The organism is Bacillus salacetis (assembly GCF_003581585.1).
GTDB classification, from domain to species: domain Bacteria; phylum Bacillota; class Bacilli; order Bacillales; family Bacillaceae_B; genus Rossellomorea; species Rossellomorea salacetis.
Genome location: NZ_QXIR01000008.1, coordinates 99,666 through 125,353, shown reverse-complemented (window position 1 = coordinate 125,353; position 25,688 = coordinate 99,666). Strand labels below are relative to the sequence as shown.

Here is a 25,688-nt window from a genome sequence, read left to right as displayed (position 1 = left end):
CCTCCAGCGCTTGCCGCCCCTGAGATAGGCGCTTCCGCTTTTCGGTTAAGCATACAATATTTCTATGTACGATGAAATTAAGAGTATGGTTATCAGTATGTTGATGGTTCTGAAGACTTTTGGCTGTCTTTCTTCAGGTATTTCTTTTTGCAGACAAAGTGAGTTTGTCATTTGGTTTATAAAATAAAGGATAAATACTGAAAAAATGATAAAAATGGAGATCATTTTATCCCCTCCCTATATCTCCTATATGCTATACGATACCAAAATATCCTTTAAATTGGTAGAATGAAGTACCGGAAATGAAGAAGAGGCATTGATAGATAATGTACAGAGCCGTCCGGCTCATACAGAAAGGTGATGAGTCCGGGCGCTGACTATCTATATAGTGCCTCTTTGAAGGTTCAGAATTTCATAGCCGTCCTCATTTTCTTCAATCATCGCATCCCGCGGGGAGTATAGCAAACATTTAGCATACAACAGGTCAATTGTGCAAATGCCAGTATGAAACGCTGTCAGGATCGTGAAATAATGGGAGTAATGCGGCATCATGACGCAGCCTGCCAGCAACACTGTGTTGATTAAGAAAAACGGGAACAGCAGCGCTAAAATAAACCGGTATTTTGGAATCGGTTCACTCACACGGAAAGTGAAGATCGGGAAAAAGAAAAGTTGACGCTTTACTTGGTATTTAATTTTATTTAAATAGGACAATATCGGTACAATATGCAGCAGCTTATGTGCTGGATAAATCAAAATCATGCCTGCCATGAATAAATAAAAATGAGTGTCATAGAGATCCTCAGAGAGTATGAGATTGACAGGCACGTAGATGAGTGTAAATACCGTCATCATTACAAGCCCTGACAGGAAAATTACCCGGCTGTGACCGAATTGTTTTTCAAGGTTAATGGTTTTCCAGCAATGCATAAAAAAATCGCCTCCATCAGACGACAAAGTCTTGTTTTTTCATCTTTCGCTTTCATACTTTACGATGTCTGATGAAAAAAATCAATAGTTAAATTAACATTAATCTGTAAAAAAAAAATTCTAATAATTTTATATTGTAACTTAAGGAAATGATGCAGCTTTCGAAACCAGCCAATAGCAAGATTTTAAAGCATTTGGTATGATTTATCTATAGAAATAGTGGAAGTCATTTCTTGAAAAAGAACTACAATATTTTTGCGAAATAAGATTTTTGCTAATAAATTATTGCAGGATGAGTAAGGGGGGATTGAAATGAATGAACTAATCAAAAGGATTGAGAAGCTGGAGTTTCAGCAAAGGATGCTGCTTGAAATGATTCCAGGGGAGGGAAATGATTTTTACAGGCTTGTCATAAAAAAAGGGCTGTCTGAAATGGAAGTGGAAAATTTCTATAACTTGTGTGAAAGACTGAACAATCATTCACAGGAACAAAAAGCGGAAGGATTTGTCTTTTTTGCTCCGCTTTTTAAAGAATTCACCGAAAACCTTGATCCGCGATTCTCGCCTGAAGAAGTAATAGAAGCTTGTACAGCCCAAGGGTTATATCCACTGTTGATGGAACAGCTCCGCCGCAATCTGTGATCAGGCTTCTTTTTCTTCGGAAACTTTTTGCAGCTCACCATTTTCTTCAGTGAATTCCGCTTCAATATTATGAAACGACTTTTCAAAGATCTCCATGAAGTCATTTCCATAGATATTCTTTACAACCGCCATCATTTCAATCATATCCGGGAAGCGGCCGTATAATTCTCTTAAAGGGGTCACTCCCTGAAAAATGGAATGGTTTTCAGGCTTATAATTCCTCATCAATTCAAGTAAAACGCTTTCACCTTTTTCAGTCAGTTGGATATAGGTGTTGCGTTTATCATTTTCCCTCTTGGAAAAACGGAGCAGTTCTCTTTCCTCCAGTTTTTTAGAAAAGTTAAAGGCAGTTGAAACATGCATGACGCCGAACTTGGCCACATCTGAAATGGATGCTCCTTTGAGGTGATAGGAGATCCACAAGATATGGTGTTCATTTATATTAAGGTCATAAGGCTTAATCCATTGCTGCCAATCCTTTTCGATTGCTTTCCATAAGGCTTTACTCAGTTGGGCCATTCTTTGGCTGAATAACATTGCTTCCTTCATTGAAAATTCTCTCTCTTCCATCCGATTCACCCGCTTTGCAAAAGTTGATTGAAATACCGTGTCCAGTGTCTACTAATCTCAGAGTTTAAAACCCTCTCTTTTATTATGCCAATAAAATAAAAATTAATAAAGGTTTAAATTTACAAAATTTTTAGAAAGGTGATGTTTCTTCTGAAAAAGGGAGTAAACCCGAGATGTAAGCGTTAAAAAAGGATCCGGCAGAAAAACTCTGCCGAACCCTTTAAAGTTATTGTTTACTTACTGTTTGTTCCATATCTTCTGCAAGCTGTTCGATTGCACTGATCTCATCTTTGATATGCTGAATGTTCGGTTCTGTGCTTCCTTGCCATGCTTGAATGGAGTTTTGCATGTCATCTTTTAAGTGTGTGATGGTTTCCTTTCCTTCTGAGGAAAGGCGGGAAACAGCGTCTTTGACTTCAACAGCGTTAGTTTTGATCTCGAGTAAGATGGATTTCCATTCGTCTTTATTTTTCCTGATCTGGCCCTTGAGGTCTTTTCCGGACTGAGGGGTGGTCAGTAAGGCAGCGATTGCGCCGAGGGCACTTCCTGCTAATACTCCATAGCTGATAGACTTCATTTTCATTTATATCTCTCCTCAACATTATTTCTGCATTTTAATTCGACATCTTTTTGATATTTCCTTTTTACCCTTTTCAGCAAAACACTAATCAACTTTTCTCATAACGTATTTAAATGGGCATAAACATAAATAACGGGTTGTTTTAAAGGGGACTTTCGTAAGTGTATTGCAATTAACCAGCAATCCATTCCCATGAGCAGCAATCCATACGAAAGCGGCCTTAACAGGAAGGGGTGGAGGATATGGATGGTATCATATTTGGATTCTTTGCATTGAGTGCAATATTATTTTTTGGAATGATCCACTATTTTATGGCAACCCAAAAAACCGGAGTGTATCCACCAAAAAATATTTTGAAAAGAAGAGCCGGGGTCCTGGGTACAGGCGGCATTATATCCTTGCTTCTCGGGATATTATTGTGGCTGGCCGTTAAGTAATTCAAAAAGGAACCTGAGACAGGTTCCTTTTTGAGTTGAATTATGAAGATATAGTTTGAGCGAAACTCGTTCGCTTGAGTATCGATGTAACAAGTGGATAGACTACAAACATAGCTCCGGCGTTGACGATCGTTGCAGGGAGTACTACCGCGGCAAATAATCCAAGGAAGGCACCTGGGAGCCCTGTGATTAAGTAAGCGGAAGACAGGAAGAAAACTCCTGATACAATCGTTCCGACTGCTGTCAGAATGACTGTTCCCACGATGGATGCTGAATATTTCCTTAGTCCAAGAACCATGAAGTAAAAGACAAAAGCAGTAAGCGGCTTGTCAATCAGGTTTGGTACGAATCCGCCAGGGAACTGGGTTGTAAGCCCTGAAATAATACCAGTGGTAATCCCAAGCAGCAGAACATTCTTCTTATCCGGGAACAATAGTATCCCCAGGAACATCATTGTCAACATCATGTCAGGCTTCATACCAAGGAAAATCCCCGGGATGACAGCGTGAAGTACAGCTCCTATCCCTACCAGCAGTGATAGTGCCACCAAAGTCTTTGTATTCATTTCTCATCTCTCCTCTTCTGATCTTATCTCGTCTTTGCTTCTCCTGCCGTGCACTGTTGCCGGCAGCGAAAAGTTAACAACAGTATATCATATGAAGGAGATTATTGACAGATGAGAAATCGAACTTTTTGGTTCGAATAATAAAAACTCCCCAGCAAGGAGGAGTTTTCATTCTCTTGTTTAATAGTTAATGTAGATCGTAATTACAAGTGTTGACTGATGCCTTCAGCTATCTCTTTTAAATCTTCCGGGCTGTATTGATCAGTGTGCGTTTTCCATACGGCTCCAAAACCATCGCCTGTACCATAGCGGGGAATGATGTGGAGGTGGAAGTGGAAAACGGATTGCCCTGCGTCTTCGCCATTATTATTCAGCAGGTTCAAGCCGATAGGATGATATTCTTCTTTAATTGCATTTGTGATTTTTGGGACGGCAGAAAAGACTTTTGATGCGATGTCTTCAGTCAATTCATATACATTTTCTTTATGTACTTTCGGAATCACCAGCGTATGTCCTTTTGTCACCTGGCTGATATCGAGGAATGCAAGGACATGTTCGTCCTCATATACCTTGGATGATGGGATTTCGCCTTCGATAATCTTACAGAAAATACAATCACTCATAGTATCCCGCCTTTCAATGTTTTTTTGATTTTATCATAAGAAGAGAAATTATGGAAAGACAAGCATGTTTTCGCAGGGATTGTTGTGTGCGGCAAATTCATTCTGTAACTGGAAAGGCAATCCTGGTTGCAAAATAATAAGCAGCAGCAAATTTTCTGAACAGCCAAAGACATAAAAGGGGCCGGCAAGAAGGTAATATCTGCATCACCCTCTGCCAGCCCCGATTGAAGGGGGGATTTACTTTAGGTTCTTAGTGGAACGTCTAAGTGATCTGCGATAAACACCTCATTTTGCATTATTTTGCAAGATCAGTGAATATACAGTGCGTTGTCTGACTCTGGTTCAAAGTGACCATCCCCTTGTCTTATAGCTTGTATGCTTTAAGAGTTCTTGAATAGTCCGTGTTCTTTGATAAACACCTCATTTTTAAAGTTTTTTAAAAAGTCTGGTGTGAGTTCAGGCCAAAACTATGCAAGACGACCATCCCCTTAAGTTTTTGGAAGCAAACGTATAATTCGGATAACGGTCTTTAACAACCACCCCGTTTTAAGTTTTGCTGTCCCCTTCCTCCATTATGATGGCCAATTTCATTTTCTTTATAACAGGAAATACTTGGGGAGGAAAAGCCGGAAATAGCTAGAAAAGCATTGCTTTGCTAAAATAAAACAAACAAAGAGAAAGAAAGGACGTTGCTTGTGTCACTATTGGAAATTCAACATTTGGTTGGGGGATATACAAGAAAGCCGGTCCTGAAAGATGTTTCTTTCAGTCTGGAGTCAAATGAAATCGTTGGCCTGATCGGTTTGAATGGGGCTGGAAAGAGTACCACAATCAAGCATATCATTGGATTGATGGAGCCGAAACAGGGAGAAATCAAGATCAACGGGCTGCAGCTGAAAAGCGATACTGATGAATACCGGAAACAGTTTGCTTACATACCGGAAACTCCAATACTCTACGATGAATTGACCCTTGAAGAGCATATGCGTCTAACCGCCATGGCATATGGTGTTCCAGAAGCAGAATACAAAAAAAGGGCAGAAGGGCTCTTAAAGGAATTTCGAATGGGAAAAAGACTTGGCTGGTTCCCTTCCCATTTCTCTAAAGGAATGAAACAAAAAGTAATGATCATGTGTGCTTTCCTTGTCGAACCAAGCCTTTATATTATAGATGAGCCTTTTGTGGGACTCGATCCCCTTGCAATTCAATCATTATTGAATTGGATGGAAGAAATGAAAAAGAATGGGGCCGGCATCTTAATGTCGACGCATATTCTGGCTACAGCCGAAAGGTATTGCGATTCCTTCATCATCTTGCATGATGGCGAAATAAGGGCAAAGGGAACCCTTTTGGAACTGCAAAAGGAATTTGGGATGCCGGATGCAACGCTCGATGATATCTATATTGAACTGACAAAGGAAGAAACAGGGCAATGAGAAACATTGATGAAATCTGGAAAAAAAGGGTAGTGGAATACAATGCGGAACTTCGGAAGTATCTTCGTTACATGTTTAACGACCACCTCTTGTTTGTCCTTATTTTTGCTTTGGGAGGGGGGGCATTTACCTATAATAATTGGGTAAGCACACTTGACAGTTCGTTTCCTGCTCCACTGATCATGGCGGTCATACTTGGATTGATCCTCACTTGGAGTCCGGTTTATACGTTTCTGAGGGAGGCTGATGCCGTCTTTTTGCTTCCTCTTGAAAGCCGGATGAAAAGTTTCTTCCGCAAGGGTATTTGGATCAGTTTTCTCTCACAATCGTATATCCTGCTGCTCGTACTGGCTGCAATGATGCCGATGTATGTCAAAGTGACAGACCAGGGCTTTCAATCTTTCTTCATCATATTGGCCCTGTTATTGGCACTTAAGGTATGGAATCTGTATGTTCGATGGTATACGTTGAAGAACCAGGAAAGGGAAGCGCATTTTGTTGACTACCTTATAAGGTTTGCCATGAATGGCGTTTTCCTGTACTTGGTTCTTCACCAAGCATCCGTTGTGCTGATTGCAGCAGTTGCGCTTATCCTTTTAGGCTACTTAGTGTATTTCAGCTCCTCTGTAAAAAGGAAAACTCTGAAATGGGATGTGCTGATCAGTATGGAGGAACAGAGGATGCTGCTGTTTTACAGGCTGGCGAATATGTTCACGGATGTACCCAGACTGAAGGGGAAGGTCCATCGAAGAAAGTGGCTGGATGCCTTGGTGAATGCCATTCCCTACGATGGTAAACAAACCTATAAATTTTTGTATATACGCGCCCTGCTGCGTACGAGCGAGTATTTCGGGCTGTATATCCGCCTGTCGCTGATTGCGATGGTGCTGCTTTACTTTAGTGATTCACTTTGGCTCATCATACTTACCGGACTTCTGTTCATGTATTTGACTGGTTTTCAAATGATACCGATGTTTAAACGTTTCGATTACAAAATATGGGTTTCGTTATATCCTGTCCCTGAAAAAATAAAGAAACAGTCGTTCCTTCAAGTGGTTCAGTGGTCGCTCATTGCCCAGGCAATCTTGTTTTCACTCGCACCGGCCTTGAACGGGCAGCTGCTGGAAGCTTTGATGCTTCTCGTAGCGGGAATCCTTTTTGCATTGGCTTTTTCGACTATTTATCTGACTCAGCGCCTTAAGAAATTTGAATATTAAACGGAACTTAATCCTTCCTCGTACGTATTAGCAAATAGCCGGAAACGATCCGGCTGCGTTTAGGAAATCAGCCTATTGCAAAGGACAGGTGATTGGCATGAACAGCTATGAATCCAGTGCCCTAAATAACATGGAGATGTGGAAAAGAAAGAAGTTAAAGAGGGCGGGCATACTGAACCGCACTGCAAAAAAAGCCCAGGTGAAATTTAATTCCGTGATCCCTGAAAAGGTTCACAAGGTCGTGACTGACAGCATTAAAAACATGGTGCAGGTTACCTTGGCAGGGTCGGGTTTCACATCAAACAACAAAATTGTGGTTCCTGAATCATTAGAAGATAAAGAGAAGTATATGAAGGAACGTTTGTCCTTTTACAGAAAGGCTGCTGCAATTGAGGGTGCTGGGACAGGTGCAGGAGGGCTGTTCCTTGGTTTGGCGGATTTTCCTCTGCTGCTTTCCATCAAAATGAAGTATCTTTATGAAACTGCCAAGATACACGGGTATGACCCAAAAGCTTACGAAGAAAGACTGTTCATGTTATATGTGTTCCAGCTTGCTTTTTCCAGTGAAGACCATCGCCGGGAAGTGTTCTCCTTGATCGACAATTGGGAAGAATACAAGCGGGAAGCTTCAGATATGGATTGGAAAGTGTTTCAGCAGGAATACAGGGATTATATAGACTTTGTAAAAATGTTTCAGCTCGTTCCTGGAATTGGTGCGGTTGTAGGCGCTTATGCCAATTATGGTCTCCTTGATGAACTTGGAGAAGCGGCGGAATATGCTTATCGCAGGAGGTATTTTGGGCAGGGTTAGTATTGAATCCCCTAAAATGCAATAAAATTGCTTTATAAGCCGGTTTCAAGTACATGTAGACTCGTTTTTTTCCGTGAAAGTGTCTTGAAGCCCGGTTTCAAGTACATGAAGACCCGGTTTTTTTCCTGAAAGTGTCTTGAAGGCCGATTTCAAGTACATGAAGACCCGGTTTTTTCGCTGAAAGTGTCTTGAAGCCCGGTTTCAAGTACATGTAGACTCGATTTTTTCCGTGAAAGTGTCTTGAAGCCCGTTTCAAGTACACAAAGTCCCTCGGAAAGCAGTGGAGTCCGTGGGGCATAATTTCATAACCTTGGAAAAAAGTAACAAAGCCGGTACAAAGTCCATGTACCGGCTTTTTGTTATTCTGAATAGGTGATGGCTGCTTTTGCCAATACACAGGCTGCCACCAGCATTGCCTTCTCATCAAAATCGAATTTGGGGTGGTGGTGGGGATAAGGCTGTTCGACTCCTTCAGGTTTTGCACCTGTGAAGAAAAAGGTGCCTGGCACTTCTTGAAGATAGTAGGCAAAATCTTCTCCTCCCATTTGCATTTCACTCTCTTCGATGGTATCTACGCCTTTTACACCTTTGGCGGCTTTGATAAGATGAGCGGTTTCTGCTTGATGATTAACAACAGCCGGGTAGCCCTTGTCATAGGTAAAGGTATAAGAGCAATCAGCTGATAGGCATATGCCCTTAATGATTTTCTCCATCTCAGAAGTGATGAAGTCCCTTGTTTCTTCGCTGAAAGTCCTTACCGTACCAGCCAGCTTTGCAGTATCTGCAATGACATTAAAGGCATTTTCAGCGACGAAGGAACCGATTGTGACGACCGCAGGTTCTATTGGATTGACTCTCCTGCTGACGATTTGCTGAAGTGTCCCTACCAATTGAGATGCTGCTACGATTGAATCCTTTGTCTTATGTGGTTGAGCTCCGTGCCCGCCTGCCCCCTGGATGATGATTTCAAATCGATCGGCGGCAGCCATGATGGGTCCAACGCGATGCTGGATTGTTCCCAGGGGTTCAGTAGCCCACAAATGAGTCCCGAAAACAGCATCGACCCCTTCAAGGCATCCTGCTTCGACCATTGATTTAGCTCCACCAGGCGCGTATTCTTCTGCATGCTGGTGAATGAAGACGAGGGCTCCAGGAAGTTCGGCTTTCAGTTCGTTGATTGACTTTGCCAGAATAAGAAGAGCTGCTGTATGCCCATCGTGTCCGCATGCATGCATGACCCCTTCAACGGTCGACCTGTAAGGAACTTCTTTTTCATCATGGATCGGAAGTGCGTCAAAGTCGGCCCTGAGCCCAATGGTCTTTCCGGGTTTTCCGCCTTGGACTCTTGCAATTACACCGTTGCCTCCTACTTCAGTGGTCACATCAATACCAAGTTTTCTATAGAAATCAGCGATATATTTAGAAGTCTTGTATTCCTTGAATGAAACTTCCGGGTGCTGATGAAGGTACCGCCTTATTTCCACCATTTCTTCCCATCGGTTTTCCAAGTGTTCAAAAAGAGTTTCCAGCATTCCCATTCCTCCTACACAACTAATAGTTGTTACTTTTCATATATAGTTGAAAATTAAGAATAGTATATCATTAATCTCCCTGTGATTTAGAAAAAGAAATATTAATATCAGAAATCAGATAAATTATGGTGAAACTACAATAGGTGGTGAGACGCAGTGTTTAAAATGAAAATTATATGGGGCTGCAATTCCTTTGCTGTTTTTCTGTTTGTACTACTGATGACGGCAACAGAGCACATAAGTTGGTTTGATTCACCTCCTAGTTCCTTTTTTGAGAACATGCGGTACATAAAGCATTTTACTGTTTTCGGTTCGGAGTTGCTCATCGGCATAGGCAGTCTTCTTCTTATTGGTTGGCTGGCATTAAATAAGAGAAATTTTCAGGTATCATATTTACCGTGCTGGCAGTCGCAGGGGGAAACTATATTAATGATTTTCTTAAATGGGTCGCAGAGAGGGAAAGGGCGGGAAGTCTGCATATGGAAGAGGGAGTAAGCTTTCCATTCGATCATCCATGGTGGGGCTGATCTTTCTGCTGGTCCTGTCATTTTTTATTATGGAAAGCATGTTATCTGCCAATGGGAGGCGGGCGGTTTATGCAAGGGCAGTCTTCCAGTCTGTGATGACAGGGGTAAGCAGGATAACCGCCGCTGCCCATTTTCCTTCTGATGTATTAGCAGGTTTATTAATCAGCTTTTCCTATTATATACTATGTGAATTCCTTTACAGGAGGATAAGCGGTTCTGCACAATTAAAAAGCTGAATCATAAGAGGCATGCCATACGCCTCTTAGATTCAGCTTTTTCAAATTAGAAACATAGCTGTGATCGTTGTCGCAATCAGTCCGATGATAACGGGTACCAGATTGCGCCTGGCCAGTTCAAAAGGGTCTACATTGCAGATGGCGGCGGCTGGTATGAGTGCCCAGGGTACGAGTGTGCCGCCTCCAACCCATATTGCCGAGATCTGGCCGAGAGCAGTCAATGTCGCTGCTCCGGAACCTATACTGTCAGCGAATAATAGTGCTACTGAACCGGACAGGGAAATTCCTGAAAATCCTGAACCATCCAAGCCTGTAATAGCTCCTGCAGTTGTCAATGTAACTGCGCCAACAGCCTTTGACAGTGGAACAGCAGCAGCCAGGGCACCGCCGAGATCATTGACGATCCCGGAGGAGCCCTCAGGTAAGAGACCCTCACCGATAATCGCTGTAAATCCGGAATCCCCTAGATAGAAGAAGGCTGCGATAGGAATGACAGGTCCAAATACTTTAAAACCGAATTGAAACCCTTCAATGATGAAACTTGTAGTTTGTTCCAGACCTTTTGCCTTATACCCGGCAAGTGAAATGATCAGCAGAATGAAAATGGAGGTACCCCCGATTAATGCTGTTGCATCCCCTCCCTGAAGATCGAAAACCGACATGGCTATGATATTCAACGCAAAGAGGACAGGAATCATGAGGGCAAGCAGCTTTTTGGCGGTACCGCTTAATAGTTCTGGTCCTACTTCTTTAGAAGAATCCTGCAGCTCGGTCTTTTGGACAACCAGTTTTCCTTTTCTCATATCTCTTTTTAACAAAAGGAAGGCTGTCACAGTAGTGACAATCCCCATCACTGCGACCAATGGGATACTTGCCTGGATAACCTGGGAAACATTGAGGCCTGCCGCATCAGAGGTCAGCTTCGGGGCAGCCTGTATGACAAAGTCACCGGAAAGGGCTATTCCATGGCCAAACAAATTCATTGCCATGGCGATTCCGAGTGCCGGCAGACCGACTCGGAGAGCCACAGGAACCAGCACAGCGCCAAGCAGGGCTACTGCAGGAGAAGGCCAGAAGAACCAAGAGATGAGCATCATGACAATCCCGATCGTCCAGTATGCGAGAGCGGGTGTCTTGATCAGTTTGGCAAATGGGCTGATCATGACATCGTTAATCCCGGTTTTGGTGAGGCTTCTGCTCATCCCGACGATAATTGAAATGACTAATATTGTCGGAAGCAGTTCGGTTATGGCAAAAATGAAGCTGTTGAAAACACTGCTCACAGAACCGGTCAATGAACCTTTTGCAAACAAAGCAATAAGAAAAATCCCGGCTATGCACACAATGGTGGTATCTTTCCTGAATATCATAAAAAGGATGATTAACCCGATAAATCCCAAATACAGCCAGTGTAATGCAGTCAATTCCACCAGCATAATAAATCCTCCCCCTCTTAATATGCTCTCACAAAAAAAGGCTTCTGCCCTTTGCTAATACAGAATATTCAGTCCGAAAGTGATTGTGAAAGGTACATACAAGAACTCCGTCTCCAGACGGAGGCTAATTCCTGCCGGTGCACCTCTCAATAAGAAAATATTTCAGGTAAACTGTGAATACATGTAGCGGTCTTATAAAAGGACTCAGAAAAATAAAAAAGGATTTTAAACTTGTTCATCGAAATGAAAAGAGAATGGCAAAGGCGGTGTCGAAATGAAGAATTCTGGCGGAAAACAATGGTTTTTCTCAGCAGTACTATTATTGAGTGGCATAGTATTGCTTTTAATTAATATTGGTGTCATTTCCTTGGAAATAAAACAGTTATTTGTCATATTACTCCCGTTGCTGTTTGTACTGCAGGGGCTGAAATGGTTGTACTCTGGCCTAAAGTGGAGAGGGATGCTTAAATTCACCTTTGGGCTCTTTTTCTTAATCTATGGAGCTCTCCTGATCCTTTCCAGTTTTGAGGCGGTTATCTTCACTTATGGTGACTGGTGGAAGCTGTGGCCTGTCAGTCTAATTGGTTTTGCTTTCATGGTTTTATGGAAAAAAAGCCAGATCAGGGTTACTTTTTCAAGTGACGGCCTTACCGATGAAGAAGAGGAGGCTGCTTTCAAGAAAAGGTATGGGGAAACCAAGGAAAGGATTAAAGTAAATAAGGGTAATTTCATTGGAGATGTTAAATACAACCAGCCCAATTGGCCGCTTGAATCGATGAGGCTTAGTAATATGATTGGAAATTACTATTTTGATATAAGCAAGGCTTATATTCCGGAAGGCGAAACCCCGATTTACCTGAAAGGGTGGATAGGAGATGTCAAAATGCTCATTCCGGAAGATATCCCTGTCGACATCAAAATTGATGGAAGCATAGGGGATATTAAATTGTTCGGACAGAAGTCTTCCGATATCAAACCGAATATGAATTATCGGACCCCTGGATATGAAAACGCAGAGAAAAAAATAAAGATCATTATAGAATTCAGTATTGGTTCTGTACGGATCAATAAGGTGTAAAGAGGTGCAGCCATTGAATAAATCATCGAATATACGTTTTTGGTTTCTGAAAAGTTTTTTTATGATGGGCTTAATGGGTACACTTTTCTTTTTCCTGATTATTCAGTTCTATATCCTGATTTCGGAAAACCCTCATATAACACTTGCAGGGTCCTTGTATCTTACTTTGCTTGTTCTGCTTATTTTTTTGCTGTTGAGCATTTATTTCGGGTTCAGGACAGGGTATTTGTTTAAAGGCCGTCTTGATGATATATCAACTTTTGTTTCTGTTCTAAGAAGCGGTAAGTTTTCAGCGCGGGTTGATGACTGCAGGCAGGATGAAATCGGTATCCTGACGGAGGAGCTTAATCAGCTTGCAGTTTATATCCAGGAGCAGGTCAAGTCCCTGCAAAGGCTCGCAGATGAAAAGTCGGAGTTGGCTGATCAGGCTCACCAGGCGGCTGTCATGGAAGAAAGGCATCGGCTGGCAAGAGACCTGCATGACTCGGTCAGTCAGCAGCTTTTCGCTCTTAATATGCTGTCGTCGGCTGCCGTTCGTACTGTTCAAAAAAAACCTAAAGATGCAGAACCGATCTTGATACAAGTTGCAGAAATTGCATCGAAAGCCCAAGGGGAAATGAGGGCGCTGCTGCTTCATTTAAGACCGATTGATCTAAAGGGAGAAAGCCTGTTGGAGGGGTTGAAGAAGCTTATCCAGGAGCTGAAGGAAAAGACCCCTATCGATATTTCTGCGGATTTCAAACATCTTGAAGGCTTGACTAAGGGAGCCGAAGCCCATTTATTCAGGATCGTACAAGAGGGGATTTCCAATATACTGCGGCATGCAGAAGCAACGCAGGTCAAGATCTCAACAAGAAAAACTGATTCGAATCTGAATTTATATATCAGTGACAATGGAAGGGGTTTCAGTGTCGATCAGCAAAAAATGACGAGCTATGGATTGCAGACGATGAGAGAGCGCTGTGAAGAAATAGGGGGCATCTTTCAGATCCGGTCCAAGGAAAATGAAGGAACATACATTAATATTCGCATTCCATTGAGGGAAGAGGGGGAGAACCATAATGGATAAAATAAAAGTGATGATCGTCGATGATCATGAAATGGTCCGTCTGGGGATGAAAACATACCTGCTGACTGAAGACAGGATTGAATTCCTGGGCGAGGCGTCCAGTGGATCAGAAGCGGTTAAACTGGCAAAGCTTTATCAGCCGGAAATCATCCTGATGGACCTGTTGATGGAAAATGGAAATGGCATTGAGGCAACAAAGGAAATACTGGAATTCCTGCCTGCCTGCAAGATTATTATACTTACAAGCTATTACGATGACGAAAAAGTGTTTCCCGCCATTGAAGCCGGTGCCCACAGCTACCTCTTAAAAACAGCCGGTGCCGACGAAGTAATTTCCGCTGTTTATAAAGCTGTAAAGGGAGAGAGTGTTATTGCCCCGAAGGTCGCGGATAAGATGATGAACCGATTCCGCCCGCAGCAAAAAAAGCTCCATGAAGACCTGACTGCCAGAGAACTCGATGTCCTGAAATGCTTGGGAGAAGGAATGACAAATCAGGAAATATCAGAAGAATTGTACATCGGTATCAAAACGACCAAAACCCATGTCAGCAACATCCTCAGCAAATTAGGGGTTGCCGACCGTACCCAGGCAGCCATCTATGCCAATCGAAATGGAATCTTGCTGAATAAGCAGGTGGATTGACACGGCATCTTTAAGGTGGAAGGAATCCAAACTAAATTGTATAGGTTAAGAGGGAAGAGAATCATCATGTTATAAACCAGCGGAGCAATTGGAACCGTGTGGTTAAGGGAGAAACCCCATGTTATATATCGGTGGGGCAGTTAAAAACGGTTGATTAAGAGGAAAACACTCGGTTATAAACCGTTAAATTAGTTATACCAGGGTGATTAGTAGAATAACACTCTGCCACGGGACGATAAAATGCCCATCTTCTTGCAAAGCAAAAGCCGGCCCGCATATAACAGCGGACCGGCTTTTAGTCATCCAGCTCCAACACGCAGCCCCTCGGGGCCATAAACCAAGCAGCCGGGAAGGTTAAGGGCGGCCTTAGTCCTCGTCTGCAGGAATGCTGTATTTGGTTACGAAGGAAGGACGGGGGAACATATTCCTTTGTGCATCGACTCCATCCTCGGTACCCCTTTTTTCGTGGGCCTTTGCATACTGCTGTGAATCCTGCCATTGCTTAAAGGAATGCTCATCCTCCCATTGAGTTAGAATAGCATAAGTATCAGTATCAACCGGCCGGAGCACCCTGATTGCGATGAAGCCATCCACTTCTTCAATTAAACCGGCTCGATTCTTAAAACGGTATTCAAATACAGGGCGTCCTTCATCTGAAACAGGGATGTTATTGATGACCACAAATCCGTGTTTTTGAAGATCACCTGTTGAATCGATCACTTCATAACGCCTCGGTTCCTGGAAAACGGATTTTCCTTCTGTTTCATGTACCAAGACGGATGTATCTGCATTATCCATCAAGATGATTGTTTGATCAGAATGTTTGTTTTCCAACGTCTTTAGAAATTCATGAGTACCACTTGTCATATAAACATACATTTCATTTCACTCCTGCCACTATAGATTAGTTTTAACATTCCCTTTGCCTCCGGGGGTAAAACTCGCCTGTTCTTCTATTCAGCAAAGGAAAGCGATTTCACATTCATGATATCGCTTTCAGCATCCTCCCGCAAATCAACTGCTGCAAATTTGAACAAACAGCCATAGAAAAATCGGCAAATTTATGACATTTGGAGTCACGAACTATACTTTTATAGTGGAAAAGTCTATAGTGAAAACGGGATATATGAACGGATAGGTTACTATAACTGCTTCATTTTTTATTCTTGAGCCATAATATAATACAATGGTGTACATAGAGGAATACAGAAGGGTGGACATATAAATATGAAGAAGATGAATGACACATTTTTAAAAGCCGCAAGAGGGGAGAAGACGGACTATACACCAGTATGGTATATGAGACAGGCGGGCCGCTCGCAGCCTGAGTACAGGGAACTTAAGAAAAAGTATTCCCTTTTTGAAATTACCCACCAGCCTGAAATCTGCGCATATGTTACCCGCCTGCCGGTAGAACAGTATGATGTGGATGCAGCTATTCTGTATAAAGATATCATGTCTCCGCTTCCTTCGATCGGAGTGGACGTGGATATCAAGTCAGGAATCGGACCGGTAATCGAAAATCCGATCCAATCCCTTGCGGATGTTGAGAAGCTGGGGGAAATCGATCCGGAAAGCGACGTTCCTTATGTATTGGACACAATCAAGCTCCTGACACAAGAACAGCTTTCAGTCCCATTAATCGGTTTTGCAGGTGCACCTTTTACCTTGGCAAGCTATATGATTGAGGGCGGTCCTTCTAAAAACTATAATAAGACAAAAGCCTTCATGTATGCTGAACCGAAAGCCTGGTTCACCTTAATGGACAAGCTTGCGGACATGACCATTTCTTACGGCCGTGCGCAGATCAAAGCAGGGGCTTCCGCTTTCCAGATTTTCGATTCCTGGGTTGGTGCACTGAATGTGCAGGACTATCGTACTTTCATCAAACCGGTAATGGAAAAAATCTTTGCAGAATTGAAAAAAGAGAATGTGCCATTGATCATGTTCGGTGTCGGCGCAAGCCACCTTTCTATGGAATGGCATGACCTGCCGATTGATGTGGTCGGTCTCGACTGGAGACTTCCAATTCCGGAAGCACGCTCAAATGGTATCACCAAAACGGTCATGGGAAATTTGGATCCTGCTATTCTGCTTGCTCCATGGGATGTCATTGAAGAAAAAGCAAAAGCGATTATTGATCAGGGAATCGGAAATCCAGGTCACATCTTCAATCTTGGCCATGGTGTATTCCCTTCTGTCAAACCGGAAACGCTGAAGAAGCTGACTTCATTCGTACACGAATACAGTGCTGAGAAACTGAGAGGCTAATTCATACAACACGGATCTTATATTGAGGTGAAAATAATGACAAAGAAAAAAATGGGACTCCTTGTAATGGCATATGGGACTCCCTACAAAGAAGAAGATATCGAACGGTATTATACTCATATCCGGCACGGCAGAACACCTTCACCAGAAATGCTTGAAGATCTGACGCACCGTTATGAAGCCATCGGAGGAATCTCTCCATTGGCGAAAATCACGCTTGATCAAGGGAAATCCTTGGAGGAGCGCCTGAATGCTTTGCAAGATGAGGTAGAATTCAAAATGTACCTTGGCCTTAAGCATATCGAACCATTCGTTGAAGATGCTGTGCAGCAGATGCATGAAGATGGAATCGAAGAAGCGGTCTCCATCGTACTGGCACCTCACTTTTCCACGTTCAGTGTTAAATCCTACAACGGCCGTGCAAAGGAAGAAGCGGCTAAAATCGGCGGTCCGGAAATTACATCCGTTGAAAGCTGGTATGATGAACCGAAATTCATTGATTATTGGGTTAAGAAAGTAAAAGAAACCTATGAAAAGATGTCGGAAGAAGAGCGGAACGGGGCAGTATTAATCGTTTCTGCGCACAGTCTCCCTGAAAGGATCCTGAAAGATGGAGATCCGTACCCTGAACAGCTGCAGGAAACAGCAGATATGATTGCTAAAGGTGCAGGAGTTACAGAATATGCTGTAGGTTGGCAAAGTGAAGGAAATACTCCTGACCCATGGCTGGGACCTGATGTCCAGGATTTGACTCGGGAGCTTCATAAAGAAAAAGGCTATAACACATTTGTTTATACTCCAGTGGGATTTGTTGCAGATCACTTGGAAGTACTCTATGACAATGACTATGAGTGTAAAGTCGTAACAGACGAAATCGGCGCAAGCTACTACAGACCGGAAATGCCAAACGCTAAACCTGAGTTCATAGACGCTTTGGCAGCGGTTGTAATGAAACATCTTAAATAAGAATTAAAACTATAAAAAGAAGGCGATGGACCAGTGGAGAAGCAAAAGGCAGTAATTATCGGCGGGGGAATTACAGGATTAACAACAGCATATTATTTACAAAAAGAAGCCGAGAAGACCGGACGTCCACTTGACATTAAGTTGATTGAAGCGAGCCATAGGCTTGGAGGAAAAATCCAGACAGTGACAAAGGACGGCTTTGTGATCGAAAGAGGGCCGGACTCGTTTCTTGAACGAAAAAAGAGTGCTGCCAGACTTGCAAAGGAAGTCGGTGTGGATAATGAACTTGTCAACAACTCAACCGGCAAGTCTTATGTCCTTGTGAATGAAGAGCTTCATCCAATGCCCGGAGGCTCTGTAATGGGAGTTCCAACACAGATGGCTCCTTTTGTTACCACCGGTTTGTTTTCCATGCAGGGCAAGGCAAGAGCCGCAGCTGATTTTGTATTACCAAGATCCAGTGCTAAGGGCGACCAGTCACTGGGACAATTTTTCAGAAGAAGACTCGGTGATGAAGTTGTTGAAAACCTGATTGAACCGCTGTTGTCAGGAATCTATGCCGGTGATATCGATCAGTTGAGCCTGATGTCAACGTTCCCGCAGTTTTACCAGGTGGAACAAAAGCATAGAAGCTTGATTCTTGGGATGAAAAAGACAAGCCCGGCTCCGACGAATAAAGACGGTAAGAAAAAAGGGATATTCCTTACGCTGACAAGGGGCCTGCAGTCATTGGTGGATGGTATTGAAAACCAGCTGGCTCCAGACTCCGTATTGAAAGGGCTTCGGGTGGAACAAATCGAGAAGGATGAGAACAACAGGTATTCTTTAATGCTGAATAACGGGGAGAGGCTGGAAGCGGATAGTATCGTCGTGACAACCCCGCATCCGACCATCCCATCGATGTTCCCGCAATACAGCTTCTTTGATCACTTAAAAAACACTCCAGCTACTTCAGTGGCTACTGTTGCAATGGCGTTTCCTGAAGAAGCAATCAAAAAGGACATCGACGGTACAGGTTTTGTCGTCTCACGGAACAGTGATTATACAATCACAGCCTGTACATGGACACACAAGAAGTGGCCCCATTCGACTCCTGAAGGCAAAGTCCTTCTGAGATGCTATGTCGGCAGGGCAGGAGATGAAGCGGTGGTCGATCTTTCTGACAGCCAAATCGAAAAGATTGTCCTTCAGGATTTGAACAAAATCATGGACATCTCAATGGAACCGGAATTTACAATCGTTTCAAGATGGAAAGATGCCATGCCTCAATATACAGTCGGCCATAAAGACCGCCTGGAGTCCATGCAGAACAACGTAAGAAACGAACTTCCAGGCATATTCATCGCAGGAAGTTCCTTCGAAGGCCTCGGTCTTCCCGACTGCATCGATCAAGGCGAAAAAGCAGTTCAAAACGTATTGGAATACCTATCTTAAATTGAAAGCATGCACGCAGGAATCACCGTGCATGCTTTTTTTATATTGTGACGCTTTAGCGCTTTAAAGCACCCGGGGACTGTCCCCGGGTGCTTTAAAGCGCTAAAGGATTTATCTTATTATTCCTCTAAAGGATGGTAGTTGAGGTTGAAGTGGTACATTTACTCTAAAACATACCCCCTGAGAGGAGAAACAGGAGAGGTAAGGGCACGATTCGAACGGAAACGTATCCCCTGAGAGGAGAAACAGGAGAGATAAGGGCATGATTCGAACGGAAACGTATCCCCTGAGAGGAGAAACAGGAGAGGTAAGGGCATGATTCGAACGGAAACATATCCCTTGAGAGGAGAAACAGGAGAGGTAAGGGCATGATTCGAACGGAAACATACCCCTTGAGAGGAGAAACAGGAGAGGTAAGGGCACGATTCGAACGGAAACGTATCCCCTGAGAGGAGAAACAGGAGAGGTAAGGGCATGATTCGAACGGAAACATACCCCCTGAGAGGAGAAACAGGAGAGGTAAGGGCACGATTCGAACGGAAACATACCCCTTGAGAGGAGAAACAGGAGAGGTAAGGGCACGATTCGAACGGAAACGTATCCCCTGAGAGGAGAAACAGGAGAGGTAAGGGCATGATTCGAACGGAAACGTACCCCCTGAGAGGAGAAACAGGAGAGGTAAGGGCATGATTCGAACGGAAACATACCCCTTGAGAGGAGAAACAGGAGAGGTAAGGGCACGATTCGAACGGAAACGTATCCCAGCACCAAAGAGAATGAATTTGATAGAACTATAAAAACCACTATCTTAAAATAGTCTGAAAAACCATTTATGAATTTTTTAAGAATTTTATTTGACAAATCTGTGAACAAACATAAAATAGAATATAAAGGGGGAGAAACGGATGGCAAACAAACACCAAACATTAGCAGCTGTAAAATGGTTATCTGCTGGTGGTACTGCGATTGGACTCTTGATTACTTTTTACAGTTTTTTTGTAAGCGGTGCCACACAGGATTATTTGCTTTCGATCGGGATCGGTGTGATGGTCGGATTCATGTTTATCTTCGGAACCATGATCTTCCTGCCTCTTATTGAGGAGTTTACAGGAAAGAGCAGACCTGAAATTAATGGTATGGTCAAAACCAGATTATAATTAAATGCAAAAAGGCTTGGAGATTTTGAATCTCCAAGCCTTTTGAATTTCAGCGATACGGCATTGAACGGTATCATGGTGCGTTTTTATTGTCGGGTTCCTGGTCCAGCCAGCAGACTTGAGTCTGCCCCCTAGCGATATAAGTCATCATCGAATTGCTGCCGCTCTTCGTGATTTCTTTATCTCAAGCAGGAGCCCTCCAATCCGTACGCCACTGACGGGGTCTTTCCGCTTTTCTGTTGTCCAGCTCCAGCGGCCAGCGCCTAGCGGATTTCGGTCTCCTTCCTTGCGATAAGTCAACATCAACTCACTACGTTCGTTGTGATTCCTTTATCTCAAGCAGGCGCCCTTCAATCCGTACAGTGCCGACAGGCCTCTTCCGCTTTCTTAGTGGGCGGCATGGCCGGAAGTCAATACCCAGATGGAACCGATGACGATGACGGCTGCACAGAATACAGCATAAGCAATATTGATGATCTGTACTTTGCCGTCTTCTCCTTCATTGACGTGCATGAACATGAATAATTGGAGACCCGCCTGAACGATGGCGAGGGAACCAATGACCCACATTATGACTGTGAATGAAAGAGATGTTTTTAAAGCAGCCCATGCTGCTGCAAAGGTAAGGACGAGAGACATGATGAATCCGACGACATGGCTTATCGGATATCTCTTAGTACTCTTTTCCATTTACATCACCAACCCTTTCAGATAAACGAAAGTAAAGATGAAGATCCAGACGACGTCCAGGAAGTGCCAGTATAACCCGATAATGAAGACCTTGCGGGCTGTTACAGGTGTGAGTCCCCGTTTAACAAGCTGGATAATTACCATAGAAGCCCAGAAGATACCGAAAGTAACGTGGGCACCGTGTGTTCCCAGCAGTACAAACAGGCTGGAAAGGAAGGCACTTGTCTGAATGGTTGCACCTTCATGGACATAATGAATGAATTCGCTGATCTCCATGAACAGGAATCCGCCTCCAAGGCCGAGTGTAATGACCAGCCAGGTGATCAGGCCTTTCAAATTGCCCCGTCTCATTTCAAATATAGCCAGACCACATGTGAAACTGGAGGTCAAAAGCAACACAGTCTGAATCATGACTTCTTTAATCATGAATATATCCTGGTGTGTCGGACCACCGGCATAGCGGTGGCTCACCACAGAATAGACAGCAAACAATGTAGCGAAGAGGGCAATCTCAGCTCCAAGGAATATCCAGAAACCAAGGATATTCAAGCGGTTTTGCTCTGTTTGATATTCTAAAGGAAGGGAGGTATCGACTTTAGCTGACATGTTTGTTCACCTCTCCTTTTTTGTTTCTCCAAGAACGTTCAACTTCTTTGATTTCATCAACCGGGATGTAATACCCTTCATTGTAGTCGAACGAACGATAAATCAGTCCGGCTATGATGCCGAGCGAAGCGATGATTGTCGCGATCTGCCACTCGAATACAAGGAAGAAACCGGCGATTCCGAAGAACACACACATAATGAACGGCAAGCCTGAGTTGCTTGGCATGTGGATTTTCTTGATCTCAGAGTCGCTTAACGTCAAGCCTTCATTGTTCTTTTTCATATGCCAGAATGCATCAATCTTCTTCACTTCAGGCTGTTTTGCAAAGTTGTAATATTGAACTGGAGAAGAAGTTGCCCACTCCAAGGTTCTTGCATCCCACGGGTCGCTTGAGATGTTGCGGTCTGCGTAGCGGATGCTCCAATAGATGTTATAACAGAATACGGCGAAACCGGCTGCAAGGATGATTGATCCGATTGCAGACAGTAAGAATAAGCCAGAGAAGCCTGATTCAGCCGAGAACGTATAAGAACGGCGTACCGCACCTTTAAGTCCCAGGAAGAACATAGGCATGAACGTTACGTTGAATCCGATATTGAATAACCAAAAGTGCCATTTTCCTAACTTTTCGTTCAGCATGTGGCCGAACATTTTTGGCCACCAGTAGTACAAACCGGCAAATACAGCGTAAACAACACCAGGAATCAATACATAGTGGAAGTGGGCAACCAGGAACAATGTATTATGGTATTGGTAATCAGCTGCACCCATCGCAAGCATGACACCAGTTACTCCTCCGATTGTAAACGTCGGAATGAAGGCTAATGCCCACAGCATGGAAGTAGTCATCTTGATCCGGCCTTTTCTCATCGTGAACAGCCAGTTAAAGATCTTGACCCCGGTCGGAACGGCAATCATCATGGTCGTAATCGAGAAGAAGGAGTTAACCGCAGGACCGGAGCCCATTGTATAGAAATGGTGGACCCATACGACCATACTCAATATCGCAATACCGACAATCGCATAAACCATGGATTTATATCCAAATAATGATTTTCGTGAGAAAGTAGCAATGACTTCGGAAAAAATACCGAAAGCAGGCAAAGCTACAATGTATACTTCAGGGTGTCCCCATAACCAGAACAGGTTGGCCCAGAGCATATCCATACCGCCGCCGGAAACAGTGAAGAAGTGTGTTCCGAAAATACGGTCAGTCGTCATAAGTGCCAGCGCTACTGTAAAGATCGGGAAGGCAGCAACGATAATGACAGAAGTGATTAAAGTCGTCCAGGTGAACATAGGCATTTTCATTAATCCCATGCCTTTTGTTCTCATTTTCAGTATCGTAACAATGAAGTTGATCCCTGTCATCAAAGTACCGATACCGGCAATCTGAAGGGCGACGGCATAATAGTTATTCGCTATACCCGGGCTGAATTCTTTACCAGCGAGTGGGAAGTACGATGTCCATCCGGCATCCGGAGATCCGCCGATGATGAATGATAAGTTGAAAAGCATCGCACCTGCAAAGAACAGCCAGAAGCTCAAAGCATTCAATTGTGGGAACGCCACATCACGTGCACCAATTTGCAGCGGGACGACAACGTTCATTAATCCAATCAAGAAAGGCATCGCCATGAACAAAATCATGATTACGCCGTGTGTAGTGAAAATCTCATTGTAATGCTGTGCATTCAAAAATTCCATTTCCGGTCTTGATGTCTGTGCTTTCATCAGCAGTCCATCAATTCCTCCGCGGAAAAACATCAGTACAGCCGAAATAATATACATAATCCCGATACGTTTATGGTCAACAGTCGTAATCCATTCCCGCCACAGCCAGGTCCATTTTTTTAGATAGGTAACACCAAACACGATACCGATCATTGTCAATGCGATGGAGATCTGGGCTCCTAAAATAAGGGGGTCTCCTGTGACGAAAAATTCATCCCATTTAATGCCCATGGTGTTCACCTCCGTGAGAGTCGTGTTCATCTTCGCTGTGCCCGCCGTGTGAATCTTCATCTTTTTCAGATTCATCCGTTTCATCAGCGTTTTTGTAGTTATCGTCTTCTTCAAACGTTTTTCCCTGATATCCGTGGTAACGATATAGTTCAGGGTTTGTATATGTTTTCGATTTCATATCTGAATGGTCCACCCAAGCAAGGTGCGTATCATTGAAAGTCATTCTGCCTAAGTGAGTGGGCTTTAACAACTCTTCATACTTATTTTCTGTGAGTTTAGGTGCCGTGTCTTTTACCTCTTGGACCCACTCATCATAATCGGACTGTGTTTGTGCAAGGACTTCAAATTCCATCTCTGCATACCCCCGCCCGTTGAAGTTCGAGTTTTTACCCATATATGAACCAGGATTATCTGCAGCAAGGTACAGCTCTGTTTCCATTTTAGCCATGGCGTACTTCTGGCCGCCCAATGCCGGTACCCAGAAGGACTGCATCGTGCTGGCAGATGTCAGCTTGAACAACACAGGAGTATCTTCCGGAATGTTGACATAGTTGACTGTTTCTATCCCTTCGTCAGGGTAACTGAAAATCCATTTCCAGTCTGCAGCCGTTACATGAATCGTAATTGGTTCCTTATCTTCCAGAGATTGTGGAACTTCTTCTAGAGCATATAGTGTTTTAACTGTCGGGATCGTCAGAGCGATGACAATAAGGATCGGAATCCCTGTCCAGATGACCTCCAGCAGGGTGCTGCCATGTTCTTCAGGCGGCTCATAATCCATGTTTTCTGGCTTTTCTCTGTATTTCCAGATGATAAAAGCAAATAATGCAAAAACGAATACTACTACAATTAACATCCAAATAAGTGACCAGTTGATCAGATCTGTGATGGATCTTGCCACAGGACCCTGCGGTTCGAAAACAACCATATTCGTCTCACAGCCGCTTAAGAATAGCAATAGTGATAAAGGCAGCAATATCATTAAAGGCTTTAGTGATTTCATCTCTGTTCCTCACCTTCTTTTTATAAATGTCACAAATTGTTCAAAATTTGCTCAGTACTTCACAAACTTCCAGAAAAAAATTTAGTTTTTGTCAGAAGAGCAATTTAGCACAATTGCGCCTTCCAGTAAGTGAATAATATCACATGAGGCATGATCAATTTGTTACAAAAAAAGTAAGGTTGATTTTTACAGCAAGCATGCGGTTGCTTGTCAGAAGTATGAGAGCTTGATATAACAAGGTTTATCTGGCCTGGCGAAATCTGTGACAAGAATTCGAACGTTTTTCTGCGAGGGAATTTCGTTAAGATATTCAGCCCATTTCATATGAATGAAGAAGTACTGCTTTTGAATTACATGGATTATTGAAGAGATACCTTTCAATACGTAGCATCTGCAGGCTGCTGTTCTGAAAGAAGAATGAGCATTTCGCCAGATAGGAAGTAGTACACTTTACGGTATTTTATTAATGCTTACCATGCGAAACACTGCTGACAAAACGAGATTATTTCTGGGACAATATATAAGTAACTATTTGAACAATAAACAATTTCGTTGAATCTTATTGTCTTCCGGATAAATATATGGTATAGTACTTATCGAATCAAATGTGACTAAATTTCATTTTTGGTCAATCAGTCAAAAAGGGTGAGTGCATGTCCATTGACCGTAAAAAATTAATAGTAGAAGCTGCAACCAAATCTTTTTCTTTATTCGGTTATAAAGCAACAACAATGGATCAAGTATCAAAGCTTGCGAATGTAGGAAAAGGAACGATCTATACCTTCTTCAAAAATAAAGAAGAATTGTTCGATGAAATTATCGGTTCACTCATCAAAGAAATGAAAGAAGCGGCAGAGGAAGTCATCGTTGAGGACAATTCTTTTTATGAAAATGTTCATGCTGCGTTATTCAGGATCCTGGAGTTCAGGAAAGAACACCAGTTGACGATCAAGTTGTTCCAGGAAGAACAGGAGATGGGGACGCCGGCGGTAATCGAAGTAAGAAAACGGCTCGAGGAAGCTGTTGTTTCCTATATTAAAGTGAAGATCCAGGATGCTGTGGAGAGAGGAGAAATCAGGGAGTGTAATCCTGAACTTACTGCTTTTGTCATGCTCCAGTTGTATGTTTCCCTTATCTTTGATTGGGAGAAGAGCCACGTTCCACTCGAAAAAGATGAAATAGCTAAGCTGTTTGAATTGTATTTATTTGAAGGGTTATCTTCGAGGTAATTCTTTCTTTTTTACCCTTGGTTGACTAAATGTC

At 43.2% G+C, this 25,688-nt stretch carries 28 protein-coding genes; 14 read left to right on the top strand and 14 right to left on the bottom strand.

Going from position 1 to position 25,688, the window contains the following annotated elements:
* Positions 1-45: 45 nt before the first annotated feature.
* Together D3H55_RS24875 and D3H55_RS08200 are read right to left on the bottom strand one after the other, a co-directional pair.
* Complete coding sequence (locus D3H55_RS24875; RefSeq protein ID WP_113928232.1) at positions 46-225, bottom strand: hypothetical protein; 180 nt, start codon at positions 223-225, stop codon at positions 46-48.
* A gap of 156 nt (positions 226-381) precedes the next feature.
* Entirely contained in the window at positions 382-930 is a 549-nt protein-coding gene (locus tag D3H55_RS08200) for a DUF3267 domain-containing protein (protein WP_119546409.1), read from the bottom strand.
* A 312-nt stretch (positions 931-1,242) separates the two neighbouring features.
* Between D3H55_RS08200 and D3H55_RS08195 the strand changes: the two genes are divergently transcribed.
* Positions 1,243-1,572, top strand: a complete 330-nt coding sequence (locus D3H55_RS08195; protein ID WP_119546408.1) for a DUF1878 family protein — start codon at positions 1,243-1,245, stop codon at positions 1,570-1,572.
* Here the strand turns inward: D3H55_RS08195 and D3H55_RS08190 are convergent, their stop codons facing one another.
* Both D3H55_RS08190 and D3H55_RS08185 read right to left on the bottom strand, forming a co-directional pair.
* Positions 1,573-2,142: an HTH-type transcriptional regulator Hpr gene (locus D3H55_RS08190; RefSeq protein ID WP_119546407.1), complete on the bottom strand. Its 570-nt coding sequence runs from the start codon at positions 2,140-2,142 to the stop codon at positions 1,573-1,575.
* A gap of 226 nt (positions 2,143-2,368) precedes the next feature.
* Entirely contained in the window at positions 2,369-2,725 is a 357-nt protein-coding gene (locus D3H55_RS08185) for a YtxH domain-containing protein (RefSeq protein WP_119546406.1), read from the bottom strand.
* A gap of 239 nt (positions 2,726-2,964) precedes the next feature.
* Here D3H55_RS08185 and yhzF point away from each other — a divergent pair, with 239 nt between their 5' ends.
* Positions 2,965-3,159, top strand: a complete 195-nt coding sequence (gene yhzF, locus D3H55_RS08180) for a membrane protein YhzF (protein ID WP_119546405.1) — start codon at positions 2,965-2,967, stop codon at positions 3,157-3,159.
* Between the two features lie 40 nt (positions 3,160-3,199).
* Here yhzF and D3H55_RS08175 read toward each other — a convergent pair whose 3' ends face one another.
* The gene (locus tag D3H55_RS08175; RefSeq protein WP_119546404.1) at positions 3,200-3,724 is read right to left on the bottom strand and encodes a tryptophan transporter; all 525 of its coding nucleotides are present in this window, start codon (positions 3,722-3,724) and stop codon (positions 3,200-3,202) included.
* A gap of 203 nt (positions 3,725-3,927) precedes the next feature.
* Complete coding sequence (locus tag D3H55_RS08170; RefSeq protein WP_119546403.1) at positions 3,928-4,347, bottom strand: HIT family protein; 420 nt, start codon at positions 4,345-4,347, stop codon at positions 3,928-3,930.
* Positions 4,348-5,042: 695 nt separating this feature from the next.
* Here D3H55_RS08170 and D3H55_RS08165 point away from each other — a divergent pair.
* The 3 genes from D3H55_RS08165 (at position 5,043) to D3H55_RS08155 (ending at position 7,811) form a co-directional block, all read left to right on the top strand.
* Positions 5,043-5,783: an ABC transporter ATP-binding protein gene (locus tag D3H55_RS08165; RefSeq protein ID WP_119546422.1), complete on the top strand. Its 741-nt coding sequence runs from the start codon at positions 5,043-5,045 to the stop codon at positions 5,781-5,783.
* Positions 5,780-7,000, top strand: a complete 1,221-nt coding sequence (locus D3H55_RS08160; protein WP_119546402.1) for an ABC transporter permease — start codon at positions 5,780-5,782, stop codon at positions 6,998-7,000. The genes D3H55_RS08165 and D3H55_RS08160 overlap by 4 nt, the downstream gene beginning before the upstream one ends.
* Positions 7,001-7,097: 97 nt before the next feature.
* Entirely contained in the window at positions 7,098-7,811 is a 714-nt protein-coding gene (locus D3H55_RS08155) for an EcsC family protein (protein ID WP_119546401.1), read from the top strand.
* Between the two features lie 359 nt (positions 7,812-8,170).
* Here D3H55_RS08155 and D3H55_RS08150 read toward each other — a convergent pair whose 3' ends face one another.
* Positions 8,171-9,343 (bottom strand): M20 family metallopeptidase, encoded by a 1,173-nt coding sequence (locus D3H55_RS08150; protein ID WP_119546400.1) that lies wholly within the window; start codon positions 9,341-9,343, stop codon positions 8,171-8,173.
* A 442-nt stretch (positions 9,344-9,785) separates the two neighbouring features.
* On the opposite strand from D3H55_RS08150, the gene D3H55_RS08145 reads away from it, so the two are divergent.
* Positions 9,786-10,106 carry a phosphatase PAP2 family protein gene (locus D3H55_RS08145; protein WP_119546399.1) on the top strand — a complete coding sequence of 107 codons (321 nt, stop codon included), beginning with the start codon at positions 9,786-9,788 and terminating at the stop codon, positions 10,104-10,106.
* Positions 10,107-10,147: 41 nt separating this feature from the next.
* Here D3H55_RS08145 and D3H55_RS08140 read toward each other — a convergent pair whose 3' ends face one another.
* Positions 10,148-11,542, bottom strand: coding sequence for a hypothetical protein (locus D3H55_RS08140; RefSeq protein WP_119546398.1), 1,395 nt, complete (start codon positions 11,540-11,542; stop codon positions 10,148-10,150).
* A gap of 274 nt (positions 11,543-11,816) precedes the next feature.
* Between D3H55_RS08140 and liaF the strand changes: the two genes are divergently transcribed.
* From liaF to D3H55_RS08125, 3 genes are all read left to right on the top strand, one after another.
* Positions 11,817-12,620 carry a cell wall-active antibiotics response protein LiaF gene (liaF, locus tag D3H55_RS08135; RefSeq protein ID WP_119546397.1) on the top strand — a complete coding sequence of 268 codons (804 nt, stop codon included), beginning with the start codon at positions 11,817-11,819 and terminating at the stop codon, positions 12,618-12,620.
* 73 nt (positions 12,621-12,693) lie between these two features.
* Positions 12,694-13,689, top strand: a complete 996-nt coding sequence (locus D3H55_RS08130; protein WP_240628517.1) for a sensor histidine kinase — start codon at positions 12,694-12,696, stop codon at positions 13,687-13,689.
* Positions 13,682-14,332: a response regulator transcription factor gene (locus tag D3H55_RS08125; protein ID WP_119546396.1), complete on the top strand. Its 651-nt coding sequence runs from the start codon at positions 13,682-13,684 to the stop codon at positions 14,330-14,332. The genes D3H55_RS08130 and D3H55_RS08125 overlap by 8 nt, the downstream gene beginning before the upstream one ends.
* Positions 14,333-14,698: 366 nt before the next feature.
* Here the strand turns inward: D3H55_RS08125 and D3H55_RS08120 are convergent, their stop codons facing one another.
* Positions 14,699-15,211, bottom strand: coding sequence for an antibiotic biosynthesis monooxygenase family protein (locus tag D3H55_RS08120; RefSeq protein ID WP_119546395.1), 513 nt, complete (start codon positions 15,209-15,211; stop codon positions 14,699-14,701).
* Between the two features lie 348 nt (positions 15,212-15,559).
* On the opposite strand from D3H55_RS08120, the gene hemE reads away from it, so the two are divergent.
* The 4 genes from hemE to D3H55_RS08100 all read left to right on the top strand — a co-directional run bounded on the left by hemE (position 15,560) and on the right by D3H55_RS08100 (position 20,160).
* On the top strand, positions 15,560-16,603 hold the full coding sequence (gene hemE / locus D3H55_RS08115; RefSeq protein WP_119546394.1) for a uroporphyrinogen decarboxylase: 1,044 nt from the start codon (positions 15,560-15,562) through the stop codon (positions 16,601-16,603).
* Between the two features lie 36 nt (positions 16,604-16,639).
* The gene (gene hemH, locus D3H55_RS08110) at positions 16,640-17,569 is read left to right on the top strand and encodes a ferrochelatase (protein ID WP_119546393.1); all 930 of its coding nucleotides are present in this window, start codon (positions 16,640-16,642) and stop codon (positions 17,567-17,569) included.
* Positions 17,570-17,602: 33 nt separating this feature from the next.
* Positions 17,603-19,003, top strand: a complete 1,401-nt coding sequence (hemY, locus tag D3H55_RS08105; RefSeq protein WP_119546392.1) for a protoporphyrinogen oxidase — start codon at positions 17,603-17,605, stop codon at positions 19,001-19,003.
* A 905-nt stretch (positions 19,004-19,908) separates the two neighbouring features.
* Positions 19,909-20,160, top strand: a complete 252-nt coding sequence (locus D3H55_RS08100) for a hypothetical protein (RefSeq protein WP_119546391.1) — start codon at positions 19,909-19,911, stop codon at positions 20,158-20,160.
* A gap of 147 nt (positions 20,161-20,307) precedes the next feature.
* Here D3H55_RS08100 and D3H55_RS24105 read toward each other — a convergent pair whose 3' ends face one another.
* From D3H55_RS24105 to qoxA, 5 genes are all read right to left on the bottom strand, one after another.
* Positions 20,308-20,463: a hypothetical protein gene (locus tag D3H55_RS24105; RefSeq protein ID WP_168412997.1), complete on the bottom strand. Its 156-nt coding sequence runs from the start codon at positions 20,461-20,463 to the stop codon at positions 20,308-20,310.
* 84 nt (positions 20,464-20,547) lie between these two features.
* Positions 20,548-20,850 (bottom strand): cytochrome aa3 quinol oxidase subunit IV, encoded by a 303-nt coding sequence (gene qoxD / locus D3H55_RS08095; RefSeq protein WP_119546390.1) that lies wholly within the window; start codon positions 20,848-20,850, stop codon positions 20,548-20,550.
* A complete protein-coding gene (gene qoxC / locus D3H55_RS08090) occupies positions 20,851-21,456 on the bottom strand; it encodes a cytochrome aa3 quinol oxidase subunit III (RefSeq protein ID WP_119546389.1) in 606 nt (201 codons plus the stop codon).
* Complete coding sequence (gene qoxB, locus D3H55_RS08085; protein WP_119546388.1) at positions 21,446-23,422, bottom strand: cytochrome aa3 quinol oxidase subunit I; 1,977 nt, start codon at positions 23,420-23,422, stop codon at positions 21,446-21,448. Before qoxB ends, qoxC begins: the two co-directional genes overlap by 11 nt.
* Positions 23,412-24,425 carry a cytochrome aa3 quinol oxidase subunit II gene (qoxA, locus tag D3H55_RS08080; protein ID WP_119546387.1) on the bottom strand — a complete coding sequence of 338 codons (1,014 nt, stop codon included), beginning with the start codon at positions 24,423-24,425 and terminating at the stop codon, positions 23,412-23,414. Before qoxA ends, qoxB begins: the two co-directional genes overlap by 11 nt.
* A gap of 653 nt (positions 24,426-25,078) precedes the next feature.
* On the opposite strand from qoxA, the gene D3H55_RS08075 reads away from it, so the two are divergent.
* Complete coding sequence (locus tag D3H55_RS08075; RefSeq protein ID WP_119546386.1) at positions 25,079-25,654, top strand: TetR/AcrR family transcriptional regulator; 576 nt, start codon at positions 25,079-25,081, stop codon at positions 25,652-25,654.
* Positions 25,655-25,688 lie beyond the last annotated feature (34 nt).